Consider the following 21,735-nt stretch of genomic DNA (forward strand, 5'->3'; position numbering starts at 1 on the left):
GCGGGCGGCGGCCAGTAGGCCGCCGCTCCGAAATCATATTTATCCACTTTTGACCGAGACGCGCCTCAATCTCGGTTATCTCGATCTTTTTTCGGATCGGATTCCAAACAGGTTTGTGGTATTCGACCTCGCTGCACGATGAACTTCGACAAAAGTGAAGAGACGCATGGGTGAAGAAAACTACAAGCTCGAGGACCGTCTCTCTTTTCTCACGAACCGGGTTGCCTCTGCAATAAACGAGCGGTTCGTTTTGAAGCTGCAGATCCACTCGTTAACGATACCGATGTGGCGCGTTCTCGTTGTGCTTCATGATTTCGGAGAGTCAAAACTGGTTGATCTCTCCTCGCTGACATCAATCGATGCTTCAACGCTGTCGCGGCTCACCGAGGGGATGCATGAACGCAAACTTATCCGGAAAGTCCGCTCGACAAAGAGCAAGAGAGAGATCGTTGTATCGTTGCGATCTGAAGGCAAGGGGTTGGTGGACGCCTTGATTCCGCAGGCGATCGAACTCGATACATTTATGCTGGCTGGCCTCAGCGAGAGCGACATGGCCGTGACACGGCGCGCATTGCGAAGTATGTACGAACAATTGACCGCAGCCGGGCAGACTGTTGTGCCATCTGCTGGCGCTGCCACGAAGGACGCTCGGAAGGAAAAGTACTATGTCCAATCCAAATCCGACCGAGTTGAGTGAGCTTGGGATTAGACATCGTAGACGTGAGTGCGATGGATCGGCTTGACGCGACGGGCTAGAAGCAAGGTTCCACGTCAGCAAGTCCCTCCAATCCCTCCAGGCAACGGCGCCAAAGTCGCGTGAATTGCCACGCTGCCCCGTTTCATAAATCTTGCTGTCGGCAGGCGCGATCGTCTAAGATCATTGACACTCGAGCATGGGCGTTGGCCGTCGGCTTGAGAGCCCTGCTTCATCATCGGTGCTAAGGTATAATGCGGCCATGCAGGCAGTCCGGGATTGATCCTGATCAACCCACGAACGAAGTCCTTATTTCATTTCCAGTCAAATTGGCTCAGTGTGTCGAGCATCAAGAATTCTCGGCCATAGTGAGATAGGACCCCGCTGCGGGGAACAGCTTGGGGCGTAGTTCCCAGTCCGTCTTCGTGAGCTGCGGACAAAGAAGATCTGAACCTGCGAAACCGAGGAGCGACGGCTCCTGCGTGTAGAGGACCGTCCGGTGCTAGTCTCGGCTGGGTTACACGGGTCGCGCTCGTCGTTGCCGCCTCGACTTGATGCGGTACCTACAGACCTCGGCCGGCTATAAGATGCCGAACATGCAGGGCAGTCACCGTGGAATTGAGCAATTTGTCCAATATTTTGGGGTACTTTACCATTGTCCCTGAAGCCGCCACATGGTTACTGGACTCCAAGCTTCGGCGACCTTTCAGGTTAGCCATAACAGGAGCATGGGAACCGCCGTATCAGCGGCTCCGAAGTTCAAGTGGAAGCCGCGGAAGACGGACCCTCTTAGCTGACAACGCAACGTTGCCAAGTCGTAAACCATACGGGAACAATGGTGGAGGCCTACATGACCATAGTAAAAAATCATCGTGAAATGAGCCGCAGAATGGCATTGAAAGCAGCAGCGGCGTTGCTTGCTGCCTACAACCTTCGTTCAACGCGTGCACTTGCCGCCGGTGAAAGTCTTAACATTCTGAATATGAACCTCCTATTCGGCGAAACGCTGGGTAACCAAATTTCGAAATCCTATACCGCTGCCGAAATCAGCGCTGACCCCGTTCCGCAAAATGAGCATTACGAAAAGCTCCTTGTAGAAATGTCTCAAGGATCTTCCACTTATGACCTTTTGACCTTGGACGCATTGTTCATCAATCAGGTTTTAGGCAATCAGTGGGTGAAGGCCGTGGAGGATATCCAGGCTGAGGATGCATCGCTGCAGCCTTTGCAATATCAGAATGTAATTCCGGAATCCCTGAAATTTGTGCAGCGCGACGGGAAGCATTACGGAATACCGCTGACGCTCGCCACCCCTATTTTTGTTTACCGAAAGGATCTGTTCGAAGCAAAGGGTCTTTCGGTGCCCACGAACTGGGACGATTATCGGAAGTGTGCCGAAGCGCTTCATACAAATGAGGTGGCTGGCAACATCCTGCTACTAGGTGGTCAGGATGCTCACATGTCAGGCGACTGGGCTACCCGGTTAATGAGCATGACAAAGTTGGGGCCCACCGACGATGGCGTGTTGGATGGCTCAAATCAGCCTGCCTTCAATACTGAGGGACAGGGTGTGAAGGCGATTGAACGGATCAAGGAGGTGCTTCCTTTTGCACCCAAGGGCGCTGAAGGTCTCGACTATCCAGACGGTCTGTCCCTTTTCTCCCAAGGAAAAGCCGCGATGTTTATCAGTTGGTCGGATGTGTTTTCCGGCCTGGAGAATGGACCACTGAAGGGCAAGTTCGGCTATGCCGCCGTTCCAAGCGAAAAATATCAGCAGCAAATGACCGGTGGCTTTTCAATCGGCGTCAGCGCTTTTTCACAAAAGTCAATCGAAAGCTATAAATTCCTCGATTGGATGCTTAAGGGAGAGGGGTACAAGCTGTTTCTCGATAACGGCGAAATGAATCTGGTGTTCAAATCGCAGCTAGAAGATCCGGCGGTGCAAGCAAGAATCCCCTCGCTGGCCGTCTATCAGGATTTCAAGAAGCGGGGAACCACCACGATCGCACTACCCCCTTACCGCGTTCCGAACTCGGTGGAAGTGCAACGGGTCCTATATGAGGAAATTCTGGCCGCCGTTCTCGGCAGAAAATCGCCTGACCTAGCGATGAAAGACGCCGAAACGCGCGTCAAAGCCATCATTCGTTAAGGCCGCTTGAACTGACGTGAAGGAACGGCCCGCGGCCGTTCCTATCATGCAATGGGAAATTACTATGGCTATGACGCGTTCAATCTCTACGCCAGTTGTCACTGGCACCCATAAAGCGGAACGGGCGGGAGAGCGCCGGACAGGCGTACTTCTCCTCACACCGGCGTTTGTCCTTATGAACCTCGTCGGCTTTTTTCCGATGATCTATTCTCTTTACATCTCGTTGACGAACTACAACCCGACCCATGGCGGAGCCTCTCAATTCATCGGTTTGAAAAACTATGCCAACGCCCTTTTAGATCCACAATTTTGGCATGCCATTGGCCTCACCTGTGTTTTTGTAACCTTAAGTGTGACGTCGTCATTGGTTCTTGCAGTACTTTTGTCGCTTCTGTTCAACTTGCGGTACCCTGGATTTTTCCTGTTGCGGACGATCATCCTGGTGCCAATGTTGGTTACGCCGATCGCTGTTGGCATCGTGTGGCGGGTCATGATGATGCCCGACCTCGGCGTCCTCAATTACCTCCTGACCGTGTTAGGCTTTCAACCCCAGCTCTGGACATCATCGGCAAGCACCGCGCTGCTATCGATTGTACTTGTCGACATTTGGCAGTGGACTCCCTTCATGTTTCTTATTGTCTTCGCGGGCATTTCATCGCTCCCACGCAGCCCATTCGAAGCCGCTGCCATTGACGGGGCCGGGCCGATACGTGTGTTTTTCTCCGTCACTTTGCCGCTACTTCGGCCGGTCATCGTTATCGCCACGCTACTGCGCATCGTAGATGCCTTCCGAACCTATGACACGGCGTTCATCATGACGCGAGGTGGGCCAGATTTTTCCACTGATCTCGTCAGCGTCTACCTGCAGAGGATAAATTTCCGCTTTTTTGATCTCGGCTACGGATCGGCATTGTCGTGGATTACCCTACTAATCGTGACGGCTATAATTTTGATATTCACCAAGCTCTCTGGCTTTGCGCGAATTATTTCTGAAAAAGAAAGCCGATAGGAGCCCAGCATGTCTATGAAAAGGCCCGCTATTCGCCGATATTCTCAAATCTTGCTGGCGTACTTTTTTGCACTCTTTGCGACAGCGTTTTTCGCCTTTCCAATATTTTGGATGGTCACAGCATCTTTGAAGAGCGACCAGGCAATTACAGCATTCCCACCTGTATGGGTTTTCACCCCGAGCTTGCAAAACTACGCCAAGCTCATCACGGACATTGGCATCGCCAAGATGTTTATCAACAGTGTCGTCATCGTCGGATTGTCCACGAGCCTGGCGATGGTTTGCGGAACTTTGGGCGCCTACGCGCTGGCTCGGTTCGATATAAAAGGCAAGCAGATGATTGCCTTCGAGATTTTATCAATCCGTATGCTGCCACCGATCGTCAGTGTCGTTCCAATGTTTATCCTCGCGAGGTGGCTGGGTATCTTCGATACCTACTGGTTGCTGACTGCGGCGTACGCTCTTTCCGGTCTACCATTTGTTGTCTGGGTAATGCGCGTCTTTATTCAGGATATCCCGCAGTCAATTGAGGAAGCCGCACTGATTGACGGATGTTCACGACTTGAAACTTTTTGGCGGGTGACGCTCCCGCTCTTGTTGCCCGGCCTGGCAGCGACAATGGTCATCGTGTTCATGTTTGCCTGGAACGAATTTCTCCTGGCTTCCATGTTGACGTCGAACGCTGCGAAAACGCTACCGGTCATCGCTGCAAATACTCTGAGCGCAAAGTCAATTGCCTGGGGTCTGGCTTCAGCCGCAGGAGTCGTCATGTCGCTGCCTGTCGTCATCCTCGTTCTACTTATGCAACGCTATCTTGTTCGCGGCCTGACATTGGGCGCAGTAAAAGGCTAAGGAGGCTATCGTGGGCATTCAAATTAGAAACGTGCAAAAGCGTTTTGGCGAGATAACTGTTGTTAACGGCGTGTCAGTTGACATAGCCGAAGGCGAGTTTTTCGTCATGCTGGGGGAATCTGGCTGCGGAAAGACGACAACACTCCGTATGGTCGCAGGGCTCGAATTACCAACCTCGGGATCCGTGCACATCAACGGCAGGGACGTGACCTTCGCAGAGCCGCGCCATCGCGATATCGCCATGGCGTTCCAAGACTATGGGCTCTATCCCAACATGACAGTCTTTGAAAACATTGCCTTTCCGCTCAAGATCAGAAAGGTGCCTCAGTCGGATCGCAAGAGGAAGGTTGAGGAAACAGCCGGCAAGCTCGGTATCGCGGACTATCTTGGCCGTAAGCCGTTTCAACTGTCCGGCGGTCAGCGGCAGCGAGTTTCGCTAGCGCGCGCCTTAGTACGAAACCCTAAAGTCTTCCTGATGGACGAACCGCTTTCGAACCTTGACGCGAAGCTTCGTGCCGTCATGAGGACCGAAATCAAAAAGCTCGTGTCCGAACTGGGAATCACCACGATTTATGTCACGCACGACCAGATCGAGGCTATGTCTATGGCAGACCGAATTGCCGTCATGCGTCGGGGCGACATGGTTCAGATCGGGTCGCCCATGGAAATCTATGACCGGCCCCTGACGCGCTTTGTCGCTGATTTCATGGGATCACCGCCCATGAACCTGTTCCCGGCTGTCATGAAGACGCCGGGTCAGCCGACCTGTCAGATCCAGGAGTTTGTTGATACGCTTCCAATTACCGAGCGCGAGTTGATTGCCGCGAGACTGGATCCAGCACACCAATTTACACTCGGTATTCGGCCTGAACACCTGAAGCTCGTCCAACCTGGTTCGCCTGGATCGGCGCGTGCAGTTGTCGACTTCGTCGAACCATTGGGCCAGACCACCAATGTCTATCTCGCAATCGGGGACACGCGGCTGATTGCGGTTACCGATCGATGCGCCAGCCAAGTAGGTGATGTCGTTGGGGTGTACGCGCCCCCGGAGAGTGTGCGTGTCGTTGCAAATTGAGACCGTTTCGACGTCCCCGCTAAAGAGAGCCGCGTCGTCGACACACGTACCGGCATTTTGACCCCTAGTAAAATTTTTGTTGATGGAGGCTCACTTGTTGCAAGCGCACCCCGCTCTCTCGCACCGTACTTACGGCCATTTTATCGACGGGGTCTTGTGTGATCCTTCGGTCACGTTGATCGACCGCCACTCACCCGCCGACGGCACGTTACTCGCGCGCTTTTCAGCAGGTACGTCGGAAGACGTCGATGCTGCTGTAGCGGCGGCGTTAAAGGCATTTAACCAGGAAAATTGGCGGGATCTGAGCGGCTCGGGCCGCGCTGGGCTGCTTAATAGATTTGCTGACTTGATTGCAGACAACGCGGACTATCTTGTTCGACTTGAAGCGGAGGAATCCGCCAAAGCGACGAAGATGTCTGTATACGAGCTTGCAATGGTTGTCGAAATGACGCGCTTTGCAGCATCACTTGCGGTGACCGAAAAAGGAGAAACCCATACACAGCTCGGGCCTCTGTCGCTGGGGCTTGTAACGAAAGAACCATGTGGGGTCGTCGGCATGATCGTGCCGTGGAATTTCCCTTTGATCTGCCTTTTTCAGAAGCTCCCGTATGCGCTCGCGGCTGGATGCACGGTAGTGATCAAACCCTCCGAGCTAACGTCCAGTACCGCCATTGAGATTGCGAGGTTGGCGAGCAAAGCGGGCTTTCCTCAAGGTGTTATTAATGTCGTGACTGGCACAGGGACTGCCGTGGGCGAGGCTCTGACCAGTCACCCCGATGTATCACTGATATCCTTCACGGGCTCCACTGGTGTTGGTCGGCACATCGCTGGAAAATGTGGGGAGGCCGTTAAGCGCGTAGCATTGGAACTCGGAGGTAAAGGCGCCAACATCGTTTTTGCCGACGCGGACCTTGATGCCGCATTGGATGGCGTTCTCTTTGGGTTCGTTTTCAATCAGGGCGAAGTTTGCGCGGCCGGATCGCGCCTGCTGATCGAAGAGAGTGTTGCCGACGCATTTGTGTCAAAACTTGCCGAACGCGCAAAGCGGATCGTTGTTGGCCACCCCATGGACAAAAATGCGGATATGAGTGCGCTGATCCATGAGGGGCACATGAACAAGGTCCTCGGGTACGTCGCCGACGGACAGAAAGAAGGTGCCATCCTCACGTGTGGCGGAGAGCGTCTCCAGGGCCAAGCTTACGATAATGGCTTTTTCGTGGGTCCGACGATCCTTACTGAAGTTACCTCTAGCATGCGCGTTTTCCGGGAGGAAATATTCGGGCCTGTTCTTTGTGTGACAAAATTCAAAACACAGGAAGAAGCAATACATTTGGCTAATAGTACCGATTTCGGTCTTGCAAACGGGGTGTGGAGCAAAGACATCGACAAAATCTTTACGGTTGCCCGCCAGTTGAAGTCTGGAACCGTATTTGCGAACACGTTTCTGGAGGCGGCGCCGCAGCTTCCCCAAGGTGGTGTCAAGAAAAGTGGCTTTGGTCGTGAAAACGGTTTGGATGCACTTAATGAGTATCTGGATACCAAGCAGACCTACGTGAAGTTGGGTGCCCGTCAGCCGATTCTTGCTCATACAATCAGCTAAATCAAAGGAAGGGAGTTTGCTTTGGCAGACGAGAGCAAGCGCATTGCGTTGATTGGATATGGTGCGATGGCCCGCAGCTTGCAGGCTTCGCTTCTTCGGTCCGAAGCCGGTGTGGCCGTGGCAGCGGTACTCGTACCAGCTGAGTTCGCGCCGCCGGCGAGTGAAATTGCTGGTTTAGAGCTATTTCACGATGTTGCGGATCTTGTCGCCTGGCGTCCTTCACTGGTCGTTGAGTGCGCAAGCCACGATGCTGTGCGCGATTTTGTTCCGACTTTGCTGCGGAACGGGATCGACACAATCATTGTCTCAACCGGGAGCTTGGCTGACAAATCGTTGTTCGATGATCTTGAGGTTGCCGCAAAAGTCGGACGCTGCCGTCTAACGGTCGTGTCAGGCGCTATTGGAGGACTTGATGTTTTGAGATCGGCGAGAAGCGCAGGCTTGAGTAAAGTAGCCTATACTGGCATCAAGCCACCAATCGCTTGGGCGGGCACTCCGGCTGCGGATAGGATGGACTTGACGGCGCTTCTTGAGCCGACGGTCATCTTCGAAGGCAACGCACGACAAGCCGCGCAGCTTTATCCAAAAAACGCAAATGTAACCGCCGCGGTGGCGCTCGCAGGTGTCGGGTTTGACGCAACCAGCGTAGCACTTTTGGCAGACCCCGGGACAGCGACGAACGGACATCGCGTGGAGGCGACGGGAGCCTTTGGCAGTTTTTCAATCGAGCTACAAAACCAACCTTTACCGGACAACCCGAAAACATCTTGGTTGGCCGCTTTGAGTATCCAAGAGGCGATTGTACGGCACTTCAGCTCCGTCGTCGTTTGAAAGTGCGCGTTAGTTCGGCTTGGACCGCGTCCAATCGGCAGATTTGAATACATAGGTGTAGGTAAGAGCGCATGAAAATTCTCGTCCCAGTGAAGCGGGTGGTTGATTACAACGTGAAGATCCGTGTCAAGCCGGATGGATCGGGCGTCGACCTTGCCAACGTCAAGATGTCGATGAACCCGTTCGACGAGATTTCGGTTGAGGAGGCCCTTCGCCTAAAGGAAGCCGGCAAGGCCGAGGAAGTGGTCGTCGTCTCGATCGGCCCGGCCAAGGCCGAGGAAACTTTGCGAACCGCGCTCGCCATGGGCGCCGACCGCGCCATCCTCGTTGAAACCGATGACGCCGTCGAGCCACTCGCAGTCGCAAAGATCCTCAAGGGTGTTGCCGACGCTGAAAAGCCAGGCCTCATCATTGTCGGCAAGCAGGCGATCGACGACGATTCCAACCAGACCGGCCAGATGCTTGCAGCCCTTCTCGGCTCCGCCCAGGCAACCTTCGCCTCTAAGGTCGAAATCGCCGGCGACAGCGCCGCTGTCACCCGTGAGATCGATGGCGGCCTGCAGACCATCAAGGTCAAGCTTCCGGCTGTCGTCACCACCGACCTTCGCCTCAACGAGCCGCGCTATGCTTCGCTGCCGAACATCATGAAGGCAAAGAAGAAGCCGCTTGACAAAAAGAGCCCGGCTGATTTCGGCGTCTCCACCGCGCCGCGCCTCAAGGTGCTGAAGACGGAAGAACCATCCGGCCGCAAGGCAGGCGTGAAGGTGAAATCGGTCGCCGAGCTTGTCGACAAGCTCAAGAACGAAGCCGGCGTACTCTGAGATCTGGAAAGGGAGAACACGATAATGGCCATTCTTCTTCTGGCTGACCACGACAATGCGACCCTTTCCGACCAGACCGGCAAGGCACTCACGGCTGCTTCCAAGATTGGCGGCGACGTTCATGTGCTGGTCGCAGGCAAAGGCGTCAAGCCTGCTGCCGATGCCGCCGCAAAGCTCTTGGGCGTCTCCAAGGTCCTGCTCGTCGAAAGCGACGAGCTCGCCAACGATCTGGCAGAGCCGCTGGCCGACCTGATTGTCTCGCTGGCAGCGAGCTACGACACCATCATCTCGGCCGCCACCTCGGTCGGCAAGAACGTCCTGCCGCGCGTCGCAGCCCTTCTCGACGTCGCCCAGATCTCGGAAATCATCGAAGTCGTCTCGGCCGACACCTTCAAGCGGCCGATCTATGCCGGCAACGCCATTCAGACGGTGCAGTCGACCGACGCCAAGAAGGTGATCACGGTGCGCACTGCATCCTTCGGTTCTGCCGCAGAAGGCGGATCGGCTTCGGTCGAGGCGATCCCCGCCGTGTCCGATCCGGGTCTGTCGACCTTCGTCAACGATGCGGTGTCGACCTCCGACCGTCCGGAACTGACATCCGCCAAGATCATCATCTCCGGTGGCCGTGCGCTCGGTTCAGCCGAAAAGTTTAAGGAAGTCATCCTGCCGGTCGCCGATAAGCTCGGTGCTGCCGTCGGCGCATCGCGCGCTGCCGTCGATGCAGGTTACGCTCCGAACGACTGGCAGGTCGGACAGACCGGCAAGGTCGTCGCTCCGCAGCTCTACATCGCCTGCGGCATTTCGGGTGCGATCCAGCATCTCGCCGGCATGAAAGACTCGAAGGTCATCGTCGCCATCAACAAGGACGAGGAAGCGCCGATCTTCCAGGTCGCCGACTATGGCCTCGTGGCAGATCTCTTCGAGGTGCTGCCTGAGCTACAAAAGGCCATCTAACGCGATAGCCGAATTTTTACGCGCCGGGAATTGGGATTCAGATCCTTATCGAAGCGGCGGGAAACGATAGCGATATACAGAGGGATGGATGACGGATATGAATGAAATGACAGGGCAAGAAGATATCTACGATGCCGTAATTATCGGCTCAGGACCATCGGGGGCCATAACCGCTCACACCCTCGCGCTTGCAGGACTCCGTGTCGTATGTTTGGAACAGGGCGACTACGCGCTCCCTTCCGATTATGCCGCGAACTTCGATATGTGGGAGCTCGTGGCCCGGGGGCATTGGCAAGCAGAACCCAATCGTCGGCGCAATCCCGCAGATTATCCCTTGGATGTTTCCGACACAGACTTGGCGCCTTCGATGTACAGCGCGGTTGGAGGATCGACCATCCACTTCAGCGCTTTGTGGTCTCGCCTAGCACCTTCCGACTTCCGTGTACGCACAACGGATGGCGTGGCTGACGATTGGCCTATCAGCTACGCCGAATTGGCCCCCTTCTATGATGAAGTCGACGACTTCATCGGAGTTTCCGGGCTTGAGGGAGATCCTGCCTATCCCGAGGGTTATGCTCCAAAAATGCCGCCGATGCCCCTTGGCAAACATGGCATGAAGGCCGCGCAATCGATGAACGCTCTTGGCTGGCACTGGTGGCCCCATTCAAATGCGATACCAAGCCAGAAGATAGGGTCCCTTGCAGCATGCGCACGATGGGCCACATGTACGCAGGGCTGTCCAGAGGGAGCCAAAGCTTCTTTTGACCTAGCCTATTGGCCCGCGGCGATTAAAGCCGGAGCGAAATTGATTACCGGCGCAAGGGTGTCGAAAATAACGACGGACGAGAACGGCCGGGCCTCGGGTGCAAGCTGGATCTCGAATGGCACTAGCTATCACACATCAGCGAAAACAGTCGTTGTTTGCGCGAATGGTATTGGCACCCCCCGGCTTCTTCTGCTTTCGCCAGGCGACAGACATCCCTTGGGGCTGGCCAATTCCTCTGGTTTAGTGGGTAAGAACCTGATGCTGCACCCCAATTGCGCGGTCATCGGCTATTATGACGATGAACTGGAGTCCTGGCGCGGTCCGGCCGGATCCGCGGCAAGTTCGATGCAGTTTTACGAAACCGATCTCTCGCGGGGGTTTGTTCGCGGTTCGAAATTGCACGCCTGTCCCACGCCGGGCCTACTATTCAACGGCGTAGACCCACACAGGTTGTTAGCGTTTGATGAGCTCTGGGGCAAGAGTTTCCATCGCGTCATCAGGGATGCACGCAACGCGATATTCTGGGCAGCCAACATTGACGACCTGCCCGAAGAAACGAACACCGTGACGCTTGATCCTATTTTGACAGATGGCGATGGCATCCCGGCACCGAAGATCAGTTATCGCTACAGTGAGAATACGCTGAAGATCAGGGACTTCACGGTTAAAAGGCTCAGTGAAATCCATGCGGCAGCTGGCGCGAAGAAGACAATCGAGATCGCCGATCTCCAGGGCGAGCCGGGGCACCTGCTTGGAACAGCAAGAATGGGAAAAGACCCAAAATCGTCTGTTGTAGACGAATACGGTCGCAGCCACGACGTTCCGAACTTGGTCATTTCCGATGGGAGCATTTTTGTCACCGGCGGAGCCGCGAACCCAACCAGTACAATAGCCGCGCTTGCACTCCGGAATGCCAAAGAACTCGTTCGCAACCTCAAAGGTGGTGCTTCACAATGACGAACAGCGGTAAGTTGAACAGCGACAAGCGCCTGTCTGTTTCCAGGCCCGCCTCCGCTCCGCCACGAGCGTTCACGCAACGGGAACTGCAGACGTTGCGCATCATCGCGGATACCTTAATTCCACAAGAAGGTGATTTTCGCTCTGGCAGTTCCGTTGCCGAATTCAACGAACTCGTGACGAAGGCCGCTGCGATACTCGACAAACACTTCGAAATGCTGACAGCTCTTCTAGAGGTGTTGGGCTTCACGCCTGCGACAGAGATGTGGGCCAGGCTGAGAAGGCTGGCGGACGAGGACGGAGATGGATTTTATATTCTCTCCACCTTGATCGTCGGTGCGTACATCTATTCCGATGAAATGAAGGCAGAACTGAATTATCCGGTTCCTCATCGCAATCCACCAGGTTTATTTGATGCCGCAGACGAACTCTCAAATGGAATTCTCGATCCAGTCATAGAGCGCGGCCCGATCTATAGAATGGTTAAATGATCACTATGACTGAAGCGGCTTGCCCGGCTTAAACCGGCACCTGTGCTCCATAATGAACGTTGAGTAAAGCAGTGCGCGAAAGCATGGAATTCGACGTCGTAATCGTCGGCGGTGGACCTGCCGGTCTGTCTGCGGCGATCCGCCTGAAGCAGGTCAATCCGGAACTATCGGTCGTCGTGTTGGAGAAGGGTTCCGAAGTCGGCGCCCATATCCTCTCTGGCGCGGTGGTCGATCCGATCGGTATCAACCGCCTGCTGCCCGGCTGGCGCGCGGAGGCTGACCACCCCTTCAAGACCGAGGTCAATGCCGATCACTTCCTGCTGCTCGGCCCCGCCGGCTCGCTGCGTCTGCCGAACTTCATAATGCCGCCGCTCATGAACAATCACGGCAACTACATCGTCTCGCTCGGCAACGTCTGTCGCTGGCTGGCCGAGAAGGCGGAAGCGCTCGGCGTCGAGATCTATCCCGGCTTTGCCGCAACCGAAGTGCTCTATAATGACAAAGGCGCCGTCATCGGTGTGGCCACCGGCGACATGGGGATCGAGAAGAACGGCGAGCCCGGCCCGAACTATACGCGCGGCATGGAACTGCTCGGCAAATATGTGCTGATCGGCGAGGGCGTGCGCGGCTCGCTCGCCAAGGAGCTCATTGCCAAATTCGACCTCTCGAAAGATCGCGAGCCGCAGAAATTCGGCATCGGCATCAAGGAGCTCTGGCAGGTCAAGCCGGAGAACCACAAAAGGGGTCTGGTGCAGCACTCCTTCGGCTGGCCGCTCGGCTTCAAGACCGGTGGAGGCTCATTCCTTTATCATCTGGAAGACAATCTGGTCGCCGTCGGCTTCGTGGTGCACCTCAACTACAAGAACCCCTATCTCTATCCCTTCGAGGAATTCCAGCGCTTCAAGACGCATCCGGCGATCCGCGGCACCTTCGAGGGCGGCAAGCGCATCTCTTACGGTGCACGCGCCATCACCGAGGGTGGATATCAGTCGGTGCCGAAGCTGACCTTCCCGGGCGGCGCGCTGATCGGCTGTTCGGCCGGTTTCGTCAACGTACCCCGCATCAAGGGCAGCCACAATGCGGTGCTGTCGGGCATGCTGGCAGCCGACAAGATCGCCGCGGCGGTCGCCGCGGGCCGCGCCAATGACGAAGTGATCGAGATCGAGACCGAATGGCGCCAGACGGATATCGGCAAGGACCTGAAGCGGGTGCGCAATGTCAAGCCGCTGTGGTCCAAGTTCGGCACGCTCATCGGTATCGGCCTTGGCGGCCTGGACATGTGGACGAACCAGCTGTTCGGTTTCTCCATTTTCGGCACGCTGAAGCACGGCAAGACGGATGCCCAATCTCTCGAGCCCGCGTCCAAGCACGAGAAGATTAACTATCCGAAGCCGGATGGCGTCCTGACCTTCGATCGGCTGTCCTCGGTGTTCCTGTCGAACACCAACCACGAGGAAGACCAGCCGGTGCATCTCAAGGTCAAGGACATGGCGTTGCAGATATCGTCGGAGCACGACATTTTTGCCGGCCCCTCGACGCGCTACTGTCCGGCAGGCGTCTATGAATGGGTGGAGAAGGATGGCAAGGAGACCTATGTCATCAACGCCCAGAACTGCGTCCACTGCAAGACCTGCGACATCAAGGACCCCAACCAGAACATCAACTGGGTGCCTCCACAGGGTGGCGAAGGGCCTGTCTATCCGAATATGTGAGGTGCTGCGCGGACTTCCCTGGCAGATTTGCTGATGTAAAAATTTCCACTAACCCACTGACGCAAGAGATCAAGCACGTACTTATTGAGACTGCCTTTCTGCCGAAGGCAAAGCGGCAAACCTCGATGGGAGTGTTGCCAGTCGAAAATGCGAGGCGTCGCGACGGACGCCTCTTCGCAATTACCGGGGCCACGAATGCAGCAACTACTTCGCAGCGTCCGAAAGCCATTCAAGAGCACCGGCTTCTGCAGGGAATAGCCAACCGATCACCAAAATAATCCAAAACTTCCGTGTTTCTGTCCATTGCTTCGACATCGCGATCCTTTCAACCTGCTTGCAGATAAATCGAAGGTGGAGAGCCATGATGAGCACGCTGATCTACATGACGGATATCTCGAATATCGTTTTATCCCTTGGAGAGAGTGTACGGAGCTATTTGTATCAACTAGGAAGAGACAGCAAGCGCAACGGTTGAGCACTGTTTCTCGACGTGGCCTGCTGCAGGCGACGCATGAGGCCGCGGCTTTCGCCGGCTGTATACACAGCCATACTGGCTTGACCCTGCGCGAACACCCGATCGCTTTCTTGCGCAAGGATCTCGCCGCTCGAAGCCTCGTCACCTGCGGTGAAGCCATGTCTGCCCGCGATGGCCGGTGGTTGATGACCGGGGGCCTCGTTCGGGTCCGTCAAATGCCAGGATCGGCAAAAGGCGTGATGTTCCTGACGATCGAGGACGAGACCGGTCCGGCAAACGTCGTCGTCTGGCCGAAGCTGCGCGCGACGCCGACGCGTTGTGCTCGGATCAAGCATGATGGCGATCAACGGCCGCATCCAGCGGGAAGGGGACGTCGTGCACCTCATCGCCCAGCAACTGTTCGATCTCTCGGGCGACCTATCCGCCTTGGCGGATCGTGATGGGAGTTCAAACTGCCGACGGGCCGGGGCGACGAGTTCGCCCACGGATCGCCGGGAAGTCCGGATTCGCGGTATCGAGCGCCGGCGGTCCAGCCAAGGGATATTTTCGTTCCCGCCCTTTCTATCGATATGCTGAAGGTGAAGATTCGGAATTTTCACTGATGATTTCAGAATGATTGCTTGTTCAAAGGACGCACTCCTTGACCGGAATCGGACCGCGGCACCCCTCATCCTACAAAGGCAGTGATTTAAAGAAGTTCCATAATTACTATTACGTGCGATTCACTAAGTCATTAAAATATAAGACATTTATCCGTACTGCTGGTGCTGTTTGCTACCCACATCTCGGCAAAACTTGGTGCACTTGGACTAGGTTCTCCAAAAACCTTACTCAGCGAGCGGAAGCACGTATCTGGTCACCACAGCCGCACCATCCTCAAGAGATATTTCAATGACCTCATTGACCAGATTGTCCGTGGCCGCCAGTTCATCGACTATAGCGCTGAACAGCTCGCGCTGCCTTGCAGGAAGGACCTGCGGCACGATTATGACAAGGCCGGCGTGCAATTCTTCCTTCGCGTAGAGCTTCCGAAAATCCCGTGCGTTATTGGTCACAAACGTGAAATCGCCCTCAACGATGCGAGGCATAAGATCCCAGTCAGTTTCGCCGCTCAGTCCCAGCCAGTTCACATGGGAACACTCGTGGCCAAGATCTTGCGCGACGGCCACGAGTGAGGTGTGAAGGCATTCATCAATCAAGAATTTCAAGAAGAGACGCCCGACGATTTTGGCTTCGGATCCCCTTTGAGCGAAAGGCGCTTCGTCGATTTTACTGTCAGTCCCTGGTCCGAAAGTTTCTTGGGCCGCCCACGTGAAGGATGGGCGGCGGTCCAAATCTCGGCGAGTTCCACCATATGTGAGGTAATGGAAGGATAGCCCTCAAGGATCTCCTCGGTCGTAGCCCCTTGCTCTTTCATCGAGGCAATCATGCGGACCGGTACGCGCGTTCCTGTGAATACGGGATCACCGCCGACTATACCTTTGACGCTCTGGATGATGGTTTCGGCTTCCCTAAGGGCGTCCGCGCGAGCGGAAAGCTGCTCCCTCGCCCTTGCGACGTCGACGATCAGATAATCGTCCGCTCTCACGGTCGGCGCCATCGGATTGTCCTTGATGGCTTGGAACAGTCGCTTGCGGCGTTCGGCGCTAAGGATTGAGCCAACTCCATACCACAACTTCAGACGAAGAAGATCATCATCGGTCAGCGCACGCCCACGATGGCTCGCAAGCCCGGTATCTATAATTCGCTTATCGATAGCGTTATGCACCGATTTGAGCCCGACCTGACTCACCGCAGCCGCCTCGGCAGGCGTATATTCTCGAAGGGTGGCACTCATAATCATTCTCCTTGTGGAGAACATATAATGTGCTTAGGCATGATTGTAAAGATTATAGTGATCCCTCTGCCTCGCCGTCCTCACCTAGGGCACGCAGAGAGGCGAGGCACCCGGTCGGACTTTTGGATAAGTTTCACGATATTCTCCTTCTGTGGATGATCCTCTACACGGGCTTTTCGCAAACTTTTTTGATGCCCCCATAACGTAGAAATTTCCTCCTACGGGTTTTGAATTTGACGGATGTTTTCGGAAATGGAGGCGCCCTCGGCGCACGAATGACCGGTCAGCAGCGTTGGTGCATCGGTCGCTGAAAGAACGATTTCTGTCTTTGATGCTCTGGCTACGCGGTGACGGTTTTATAGCGGACGGATTTCGGGCGTGCGCATGCCAGCATTCGATTGAGGACGGCACAGCCTATGGAGACTTTGCTGCGCTCCGAATGAGCGCGCCCGCAACCTGTATCCGATGATCGATTTGTAGCGACCGATTGCGGTCTCGACCAGAGATCGTTTCCCGTAGCCGGTCGCAGCCTGCCACTTCATCCGGCCATCGGTGTTGATCGCCGCGATGTGGCGGTCTCGTTGGCTCAAGGGATCGGCATCTGGCCCTTTCACCGCGTTTGCGCGTGGCGGAATGACCACCATAGCACCGGCACTATGCCAGGTCACGGCGTCATAAGTTGGACTGCCGTCATAGGCGCCGTCGGCCGTGAACTGTCCGGTCGGCGCATCGATCTGGTCAAGCAGCGCCTCCACCTGCGAGGCGTCGCCGGCATCTTGGTCGGTCATGACGTGGGCGATGATGTCGCCGCTGCCGGCATCCAGAGCCAGGTGCAATTTTCGCCAGTTCCGACGTGATTTGGCACCGTGTTTCTCCTCCAGCCATTTGCCCGCACCGTAGATTTCCAACCCTGTGCTGTCGATGAGGACGTGGACATGTCCCTTTCCCCGAGCTTGGTGCTGTCGCCGCCCGTCCGGCAATCGCCGTTTGCTTGCCCGACGGCTCAGGGTCGTATGATCGGGAACGGCGAGATCCAGTCCCATCAGGGTCAGCACTGAAGTCAAAAAGCCCTCCGTCTGGCGCAGCCGCAGGCCGAACACCAGTCCCAGCGTCAGGGCAGTTTCAATCGCCAGATCGGAATAACGCGGCTGTCCACCGCGCGTTGTCCGCTTCGGCGCCTGCCAGGACGACAGCGCCTCCGGCGTCATCCAAAGCATCAGGCTGCCACGTCGGCGAAGACCAGCCTCATACTCTGCCCAGTTCGTGACCTGGAACTTCATCTTGCCAATACGATGGCGGCGGGAGGCGTCGTGCTTGAAAGGCATCGTGGCGGAGACCGGTTATTGAGCTGGCCACCGCACCTAACCCACCGCGATTAACGATCCGCGCACCAACGTCCCTCGGCTACAAAACGCCAGCCGAAGTGTTCATGGCGCATTTGCACGAAGAGGGCTGATCCCCTACCCTAAACGCCGGCATGATGCACTTGGGTGAGCTTCTCCATTTGGTTTGCAATAACAAAGTCTAGTGGTGCACAATGACCTGTCCCAACTGACCACCGAAGGGAGTGACCAAATGCAGCATTGGTTGGACAGACTGACTGATCTCTCGGCGATCAGGGGTGACGAGAAAATCCTCAAGCAAGCCTTGGCACACCTTACGAAACAAGCCGGCTTCCAAGGCTACGCCTATCTACACATCCAGCCCGGTCACACGATTGCTGCGTCCAACTATCATCCCGAATGGCGAGAGACTTATTTCCAACGGAATTTAGCGGCCATCGATCCGGTCGTTAGACGCGCCAAGTCCTTCAAACAGCTCTTCACCTGGAGCGGCGAACAGAACAGACACCGCCTGTCCAAAGCTGAGCGGGCGTTTTACGCCGAGGCCGCCGACTTCGGCATTCGCTCCGGCATCACCATTCCCGTCAAGGCAGCAAACGGATCTACGTCAATGTTCACGCTTGCCTCCGAAAAAACCATGATCGAGCTTGAACGTGATATCGATGCTGTGGCCGCCGCCGCAGCTGTGGGGCAACTCCATGCCCGTATGTCTTTCCTGCCCTTGACGCCGAGTGAACAGCACCCAGCCTGGCTGGATCCCAAGGAAGCCGCCTATCTCCATTGGATTTCCGTCGGTAAAACGATGGACGAAGCCGCCGATCTGGAGGGTGTCAAATACAACTCCGTCAAAAGCAAGCTCGAAGAAGCCAGGAAGCGGTTTCAGATTCACACCATGCCGCACCTGGTTGCACTGGCCATTCGGGCAGGGCTCATCTGAGCGAACGCATCAATTGACGGATACGTTTGGGATATAACCCAGAACTCCAACCAGCGTATTCAGCGCGTTCATCTGCGCGTGCATCGCGATCATAGCCTCCACGTATTCGAGGTGCTGCTCGCCTCCAACAGCTTTTCCCGTTTTATGGTCTGCTGGCAATGCCTGGAATAACTGATCAGCCTTGTCCACGAGTAGCCTGTGGAGCCGGACGGCATTGATCGTTAAAGTCTCGATATCTGCGGTATCCAGGCCCCGGGTAAGCCCGATCACCGGGCGCAGTTCACTGCTATCCGACACTGTCGCGTCACTCAAATTCATTACCAATCCTCCCGACGTTTCGTCTGCGGTCCGCCCCGCAAATGTCTGTCCATGATCCCCAACCGGGGTTGAAACCTCCACCCGGAGCCCTGTAACCTTTGGCACCGAAGCGCCCGGACATACATCAAATCAAAACGATGTGACATCTCTCACAGATGCCCCTCACCTATCCACTCATTCTTGTGAAGCAAACACCTGGCTCAGATAAATTCCATTCTGCCACATGAGCATACGGGGCTCGCTAGCTCATGAATCATGCTTTGACGTCCGGGGATCACTGCCCCCTTCCGCAGCAAGAGTGGAGAGCATGAGAGCGGTCTCGTAGGACTTTTCGAACGCGGGAACCGGTAGGAATTCAAAGCGCGAATGGAAATTATAGGCGCCAGTAAAGAAATTCGGGGTCGGTAGACCTCGGGCAGACAGGGCGGCCCCGTCGGTTCCGCCACGCATCGGAGTGAGCTTTTTTTCGATCCCAAGCCGACCCAGGGCGTTGAACAGCAGCTCGGCCGAGCGGTTGTCCTTCTGAAGGTAGTCGCCGATATTATGATAGGTGTCGGTCACGCTGTACTGCACCGATCCTGAACGGTATTGCGAGGCGATCCGTTCCACGACATCACCGATACGCTGTTTCCGCTGCTCGAATTTGACCTTGTCGAAGTCACGGATCATGACCTTGAGCCGGGCCTCGCTGTCGTTCGCAACAAGGTCCTTGAACCAGAAATAGCCTTCGCGTTTCTCCGTGCGTTCCGGTGTTTCGTTGCGGTCAAAATGGGAAATGAAGTCGAGCGCCATCAGCAGCGGGTTGACCAGCACGCCCTTTGCCGACATCGGATGAGCACTGACGCCGGTAAAGACGATCTCACCGGATGCGGCGTTGAAATTCTCCACGACGACCTCGCCAAGCTCACAGCAGTCGACGGTATAGGCGAAGTCGCACGGGAAGCGGCTCAGATCGAGCGCCTTGGCGCCGCGTAGTCCGATTTCCTCGTCCGGAACGAAGGCGACGAAAATGTCGCCGTGAGGCCGCGACGGCTCAAGCCTGGTAAGGAGTGTCATGATGACCGCGATGGCTGCCTTGTTGTCTGCTCCGAGCACGCTCGTTCCGTCGCCGACAATAATGTCCTCGCCCCGCCAGCCGTGGATTTCCGGATGGTCTGAGATCCGCAACCATATGTCTTTCTCCGGATTGAGGCACAGATCCAGCCCCTCGAAGCGTTTGATTTGAGGCCGGATTACCGGAGAGAGGCCGACATCGACCGTATCGAGATGCGCGATGAAACCGATGCGCGGGGCGCCCGGGCTATTGCCGCGCTTTACGCCCGTCACGATCGCATGCTCGTCGACCACGACGTCATCAACGCCGAGACCACGCATCTCCTCCGCCAGCAGCCTGGCGAGTTCAACCTGCCCCGGAGAAGATGGCAAATGCGTGGAAGCGGCATTACTCTGGCTTTCTATGGCAACGTAGCGGAAAAATCGGCCGATAAGCTCGTCGCGAACGCCCATCGTTTCTTGTTCAGTCGAATACATTCAATTCCCTCATAGGCGATGAATGATTATGCTCTTGGGTGGCGATGCCCGGTAAGTATCCGATGGCTGTCATCCGTCCCCTCACCTCCAGATCACAGGAGCGTCCAAAGCCCGGAACCACATACCGATCAGGCCGAAAAATTAGATGCGAAGAATACCTATCCCGCCTTCCAATTCGATCTGTACGCCCAGACTTGCCGATTGCTCCTTGAATCGTCGCAGGATTCTTTCGGCGCTGCCTCCCGTCGCGAGGTGTGGAACCAATCGGCTTTCGAGCAAGCGATCCTTCAATCCGTATTCTCCGCCGATCACGATAGGATAGAAGCTGATGTCGATCAGATCGTTATCCTGCCCGTAAGAGCACACACCGACAACGCTCTCCCAGACCTCAGGCGCTCGCCATGACGATTTTTCCGACCTGACATGGAAGATGAAGTTGCCGAGGCTGTAAAAAATCGGACGGCGACGATAGATTTCCATGGGCTGTAGGACCGGAGCGCCGTGGCTGACGAACATCGCCGCACCTGCGTCGATGCATTGTCTTGCAACGCCGCCGACCCACTCCGGTACCTCGTACCAGTCAGATGCCCAGTGGTGATGGTGCAGATAGGCTATGACGAGGCAGCCATCCCTGGCAGAGGAAGCAATTGCCTCGAGGTTCCGAGTAATATCGTACTCGTCAATTTTGACGCTCCTGCCGAATATCTCCGATCGTTTGAAGATTGTGCGAGCGATACCAATCTCCTCATGCGGATCAACATACGAAGGGTCGTCGGGCTGGCTGTCATTGGTGAGGTCAATCGCGGTGTAGCCAACACTCTCCCGAATGGAGCGAAGCTGCCCGAAGGCTGCGTCATCAACCTTGATGACCTGCGAAAGACGCAGCCGGTTCACGCCGGGGCGCGCAGGGCGGCCTATGTCTGCATTCGCTGCATACATGAAGTCGGGACCCGGCCCCCCGTCCATCGCAACGATGGCGACACGTCGTCCGCCGATTGTTCCGGTGCCTGCCTGCGAAGCCTCGAATTGGTTGCGGCCGAGGCCGGCATGGAGGAAACCTCGCTTCTCGACCTCTTCCAGGGTCGAGAGCACACCGGACGGGCCAAGATCAAACGCATGATTGTTCGAGAGCGAAAGTGCCCGAAACCCGGTCGCCTGAAGCGCATCCAGGACGACAGGATCGCTACAGCCGAAGAATGATCCCTTGAGCGGCCATCCACCATGGCTTCCAAGGATCGTTCCCTCAAAATTGGTGAACGAAAGATCCGCGCGGTTAAGCAGGGTCTGTACCTCCTGAAACGCCGGAGCACGGATAGCACGGATGTCGTATTTTATAAGGGATTGGCCCGTGACGGCCAATGTGAACCTGTCATTCATATGTCAC

The 21,735-nt window shown here is 55.9% G+C and carries 18 protein-coding genes and 2 pseudogenes; 14 read left to right on the forward strand and 6 right to left on the reverse strand.

Going from position 1 to position 21,735, the window contains the following annotated elements:
* The first annotated feature begins 166 nt into the window (after positions 1-166).
* The 13 genes and pseudogenes from AB8B29_RS32150 to AB8B29_RS32210 form a co-directional block, all read left to right on the forward strand.
* The gene (locus tag AB8B29_RS32150; RefSeq protein WP_092575654.1) at positions 167-697 is read left to right on the forward strand and encodes a MarR family winged helix-turn-helix transcriptional regulator; all 531 of its coding nucleotides are present in this window, start codon (positions 167-169) and stop codon (positions 695-697) included.
* Between the two features lie 847 nt (positions 698-1,544).
* A complete protein-coding gene (locus tag AB8B29_RS32155; protein WP_439006998.1) occupies positions 1,545-2,843 on the forward strand; it encodes an ABC transporter substrate-binding protein in 1,299 nt (432 codons plus the stop codon).
* Between the two features lie 64 nt (positions 2,844-2,907).
* Positions 2,908-3,852, forward strand: a complete 945-nt coding sequence (locus tag AB8B29_RS32160; RefSeq protein WP_052212411.1) for a carbohydrate ABC transporter permease — start codon at positions 2,908-2,910, stop codon at positions 3,850-3,852.
* 9 nt (positions 3,853-3,861) lie between these two features.
* The gene (locus AB8B29_RS32165) at positions 3,862-4,704 is read left to right on the forward strand and encodes a carbohydrate ABC transporter permease (protein WP_113108617.1); all 843 of its coding nucleotides are present in this window, start codon (positions 3,862-3,864) and stop codon (positions 4,702-4,704) included.
* Positions 4,705-4,714: 10 nt separating this feature from the next.
* A complete protein-coding gene (locus AB8B29_RS32170) occupies positions 4,715-5,779 on the forward strand; it encodes an ABC transporter ATP-binding protein (protein WP_092575645.1) in 1,065 nt (354 codons plus the stop codon).
* 94 nt (positions 5,780-5,873) lie between these two features.
* On the forward strand, positions 5,874-7,379 hold the full coding sequence (locus AB8B29_RS32175) for an aldehyde dehydrogenase family protein (protein WP_439006999.1): 1,506 nt from the start codon (positions 5,874-5,876) through the stop codon (positions 7,377-7,379).
* Between the two features lie 21 nt (positions 7,380-7,400).
* The gene (locus AB8B29_RS32180) at positions 7,401-8,210 is read left to right on the forward strand and encodes an aspartate dehydrogenase (protein WP_208865035.1); all 810 of its coding nucleotides are present in this window, start codon (positions 7,401-7,403) and stop codon (positions 8,208-8,210) included.
* A 71-nt stretch (positions 8,211-8,281) separates the two neighbouring features.
* The gene (locus AB8B29_RS32185; RefSeq protein WP_047558426.1) at positions 8,282-9,031 is read left to right on the forward strand and encodes an electron transfer flavoprotein subunit beta/FixA family protein; all 750 of its coding nucleotides are present in this window, start codon (positions 8,282-8,284) and stop codon (positions 9,029-9,031) included.
* Positions 9,032-9,055: 24 nt separating this feature from the next.
* Positions 9,056-9,985, forward strand: a complete 930-nt coding sequence (locus AB8B29_RS32190; protein WP_092575640.1) for an electron transfer flavoprotein subunit alpha/FixB family protein — start codon at positions 9,056-9,058, stop codon at positions 9,983-9,985.
* Positions 9,986-10,073: 88 nt separating this feature from the next.
* Positions 10,074-11,708, forward strand: coding sequence for a GMC family oxidoreductase (locus AB8B29_RS32195; protein ID WP_439007000.1), 1,635 nt, complete (start codon positions 10,074-10,076; stop codon positions 11,706-11,708).
* Positions 11,705-12,199, forward strand: a complete 495-nt coding sequence (locus AB8B29_RS32200) for a hypothetical protein (protein WP_047558435.1) — start codon at positions 11,705-11,707, stop codon at positions 12,197-12,199. The genes AB8B29_RS32195 and AB8B29_RS32200 overlap by 4 nt, the downstream gene beginning before the upstream one ends.
* A 59-nt stretch (positions 12,200-12,258) precedes the next feature.
* Positions 12,259-13,911: an electron transfer flavoprotein-ubiquinone oxidoreductase gene (locus AB8B29_RS32205; protein ID WP_439007001.1), complete on the forward strand. Its 1,653-nt coding sequence runs from the start codon at positions 12,259-12,261 to the stop codon at positions 13,909-13,911.
* A 540-nt stretch (positions 13,912-14,451) separates the two neighbouring features.
* Positions 14,452-14,988 (forward strand): annotated as a pseudogene (locus AB8B29_RS32210) (OB-fold nucleic acid binding domain-containing protein); the annotation flags it as partial.
* Between the two features lie 225 nt (positions 14,989-15,213).
* On the opposite strand, the gene AB8B29_RS32215 reads toward AB8B29_RS32210, so the two are convergent.
* The 3 genes and pseudogenes from AB8B29_RS32215 to AB8B29_RS32225 all read right to left on the reverse strand — a co-directional run bounded on the left by AB8B29_RS32215 (position 15,214) and on the right by AB8B29_RS32225 (position 17,548).
* Positions 15,214-15,594, reverse strand: a complete 381-nt coding sequence (locus AB8B29_RS32215) for a DUF5615 family PIN-like protein (RefSeq protein WP_092575638.1) — start codon at positions 15,592-15,594, stop codon at positions 15,214-15,216.
* Positions 15,591-16,223 carry a DUF433 domain-containing protein gene (locus AB8B29_RS32220; protein ID WP_037197773.1) on the reverse strand — a complete coding sequence of 211 codons (633 nt, stop codon included), beginning with the start codon at positions 16,221-16,223 and terminating at the stop codon, positions 15,591-15,593. Before AB8B29_RS32220 ends, AB8B29_RS32215 begins: the two co-directional genes overlap by 4 nt.
* A gap of 340 nt (positions 16,224-16,563) precedes the next feature.
* Positions 16,564-17,548 (reverse strand): annotated as a pseudogene (locus AB8B29_RS32225) (IS5 family transposase).
* 250 nt (positions 17,549-17,798) lie between these two features.
* Between AB8B29_RS32225 and traR the strand changes: the two are divergent.
* Positions 17,799-18,503: an autoinducer-binding transcriptional regulator TraR gene (traR, locus tag AB8B29_RS32230; protein ID WP_037197774.1), complete on the forward strand. Its 705-nt coding sequence runs from the start codon at positions 17,799-17,801 to the stop codon at positions 18,501-18,503.
* A gap of 9 nt (positions 18,504-18,512) precedes the next feature.
* Here the strand turns inward: traR and AB8B29_RS32235 are convergent, their stop codons facing one another.
* From AB8B29_RS32235 to AB8B29_RS32245, 3 genes are all read right to left on the reverse strand, one after another.
* Positions 18,513-18,821, reverse strand: coding sequence for a transcriptional repressor TraM (locus AB8B29_RS32235; RefSeq protein WP_037197776.1), 309 nt, complete (start codon positions 18,819-18,821; stop codon positions 18,513-18,515).
* A gap of 246 nt (positions 18,822-19,067) precedes the next feature.
* A complete protein-coding gene (gene pepT, locus AB8B29_RS32240) occupies positions 19,068-20,327 on the reverse strand; it encodes a peptidase T (RefSeq protein WP_037197907.1) in 1,260 nt (419 codons plus the stop codon).
* Between the two features lie 165 nt (positions 20,328-20,492).
* Entirely contained in the window at positions 20,493-21,728 is a 1,236-nt protein-coding gene (locus AB8B29_RS32245; protein WP_037197777.1) for a CapA family protein, read from the reverse strand.
* Between the last annotated feature and the right edge of the window lie 7 nt (positions 21,729-21,735).

The sequence above is a fragment of the Rhizobium sp. 11_C7_N12_5 genome, assembly GCF_051811145.1.
GTDB classification, from domain to species: Bacteria; Pseudomonadota; Alphaproteobacteria; order Rhizobiales; family Rhizobiaceae; genus Rhizobium; species Rhizobium lusitanum.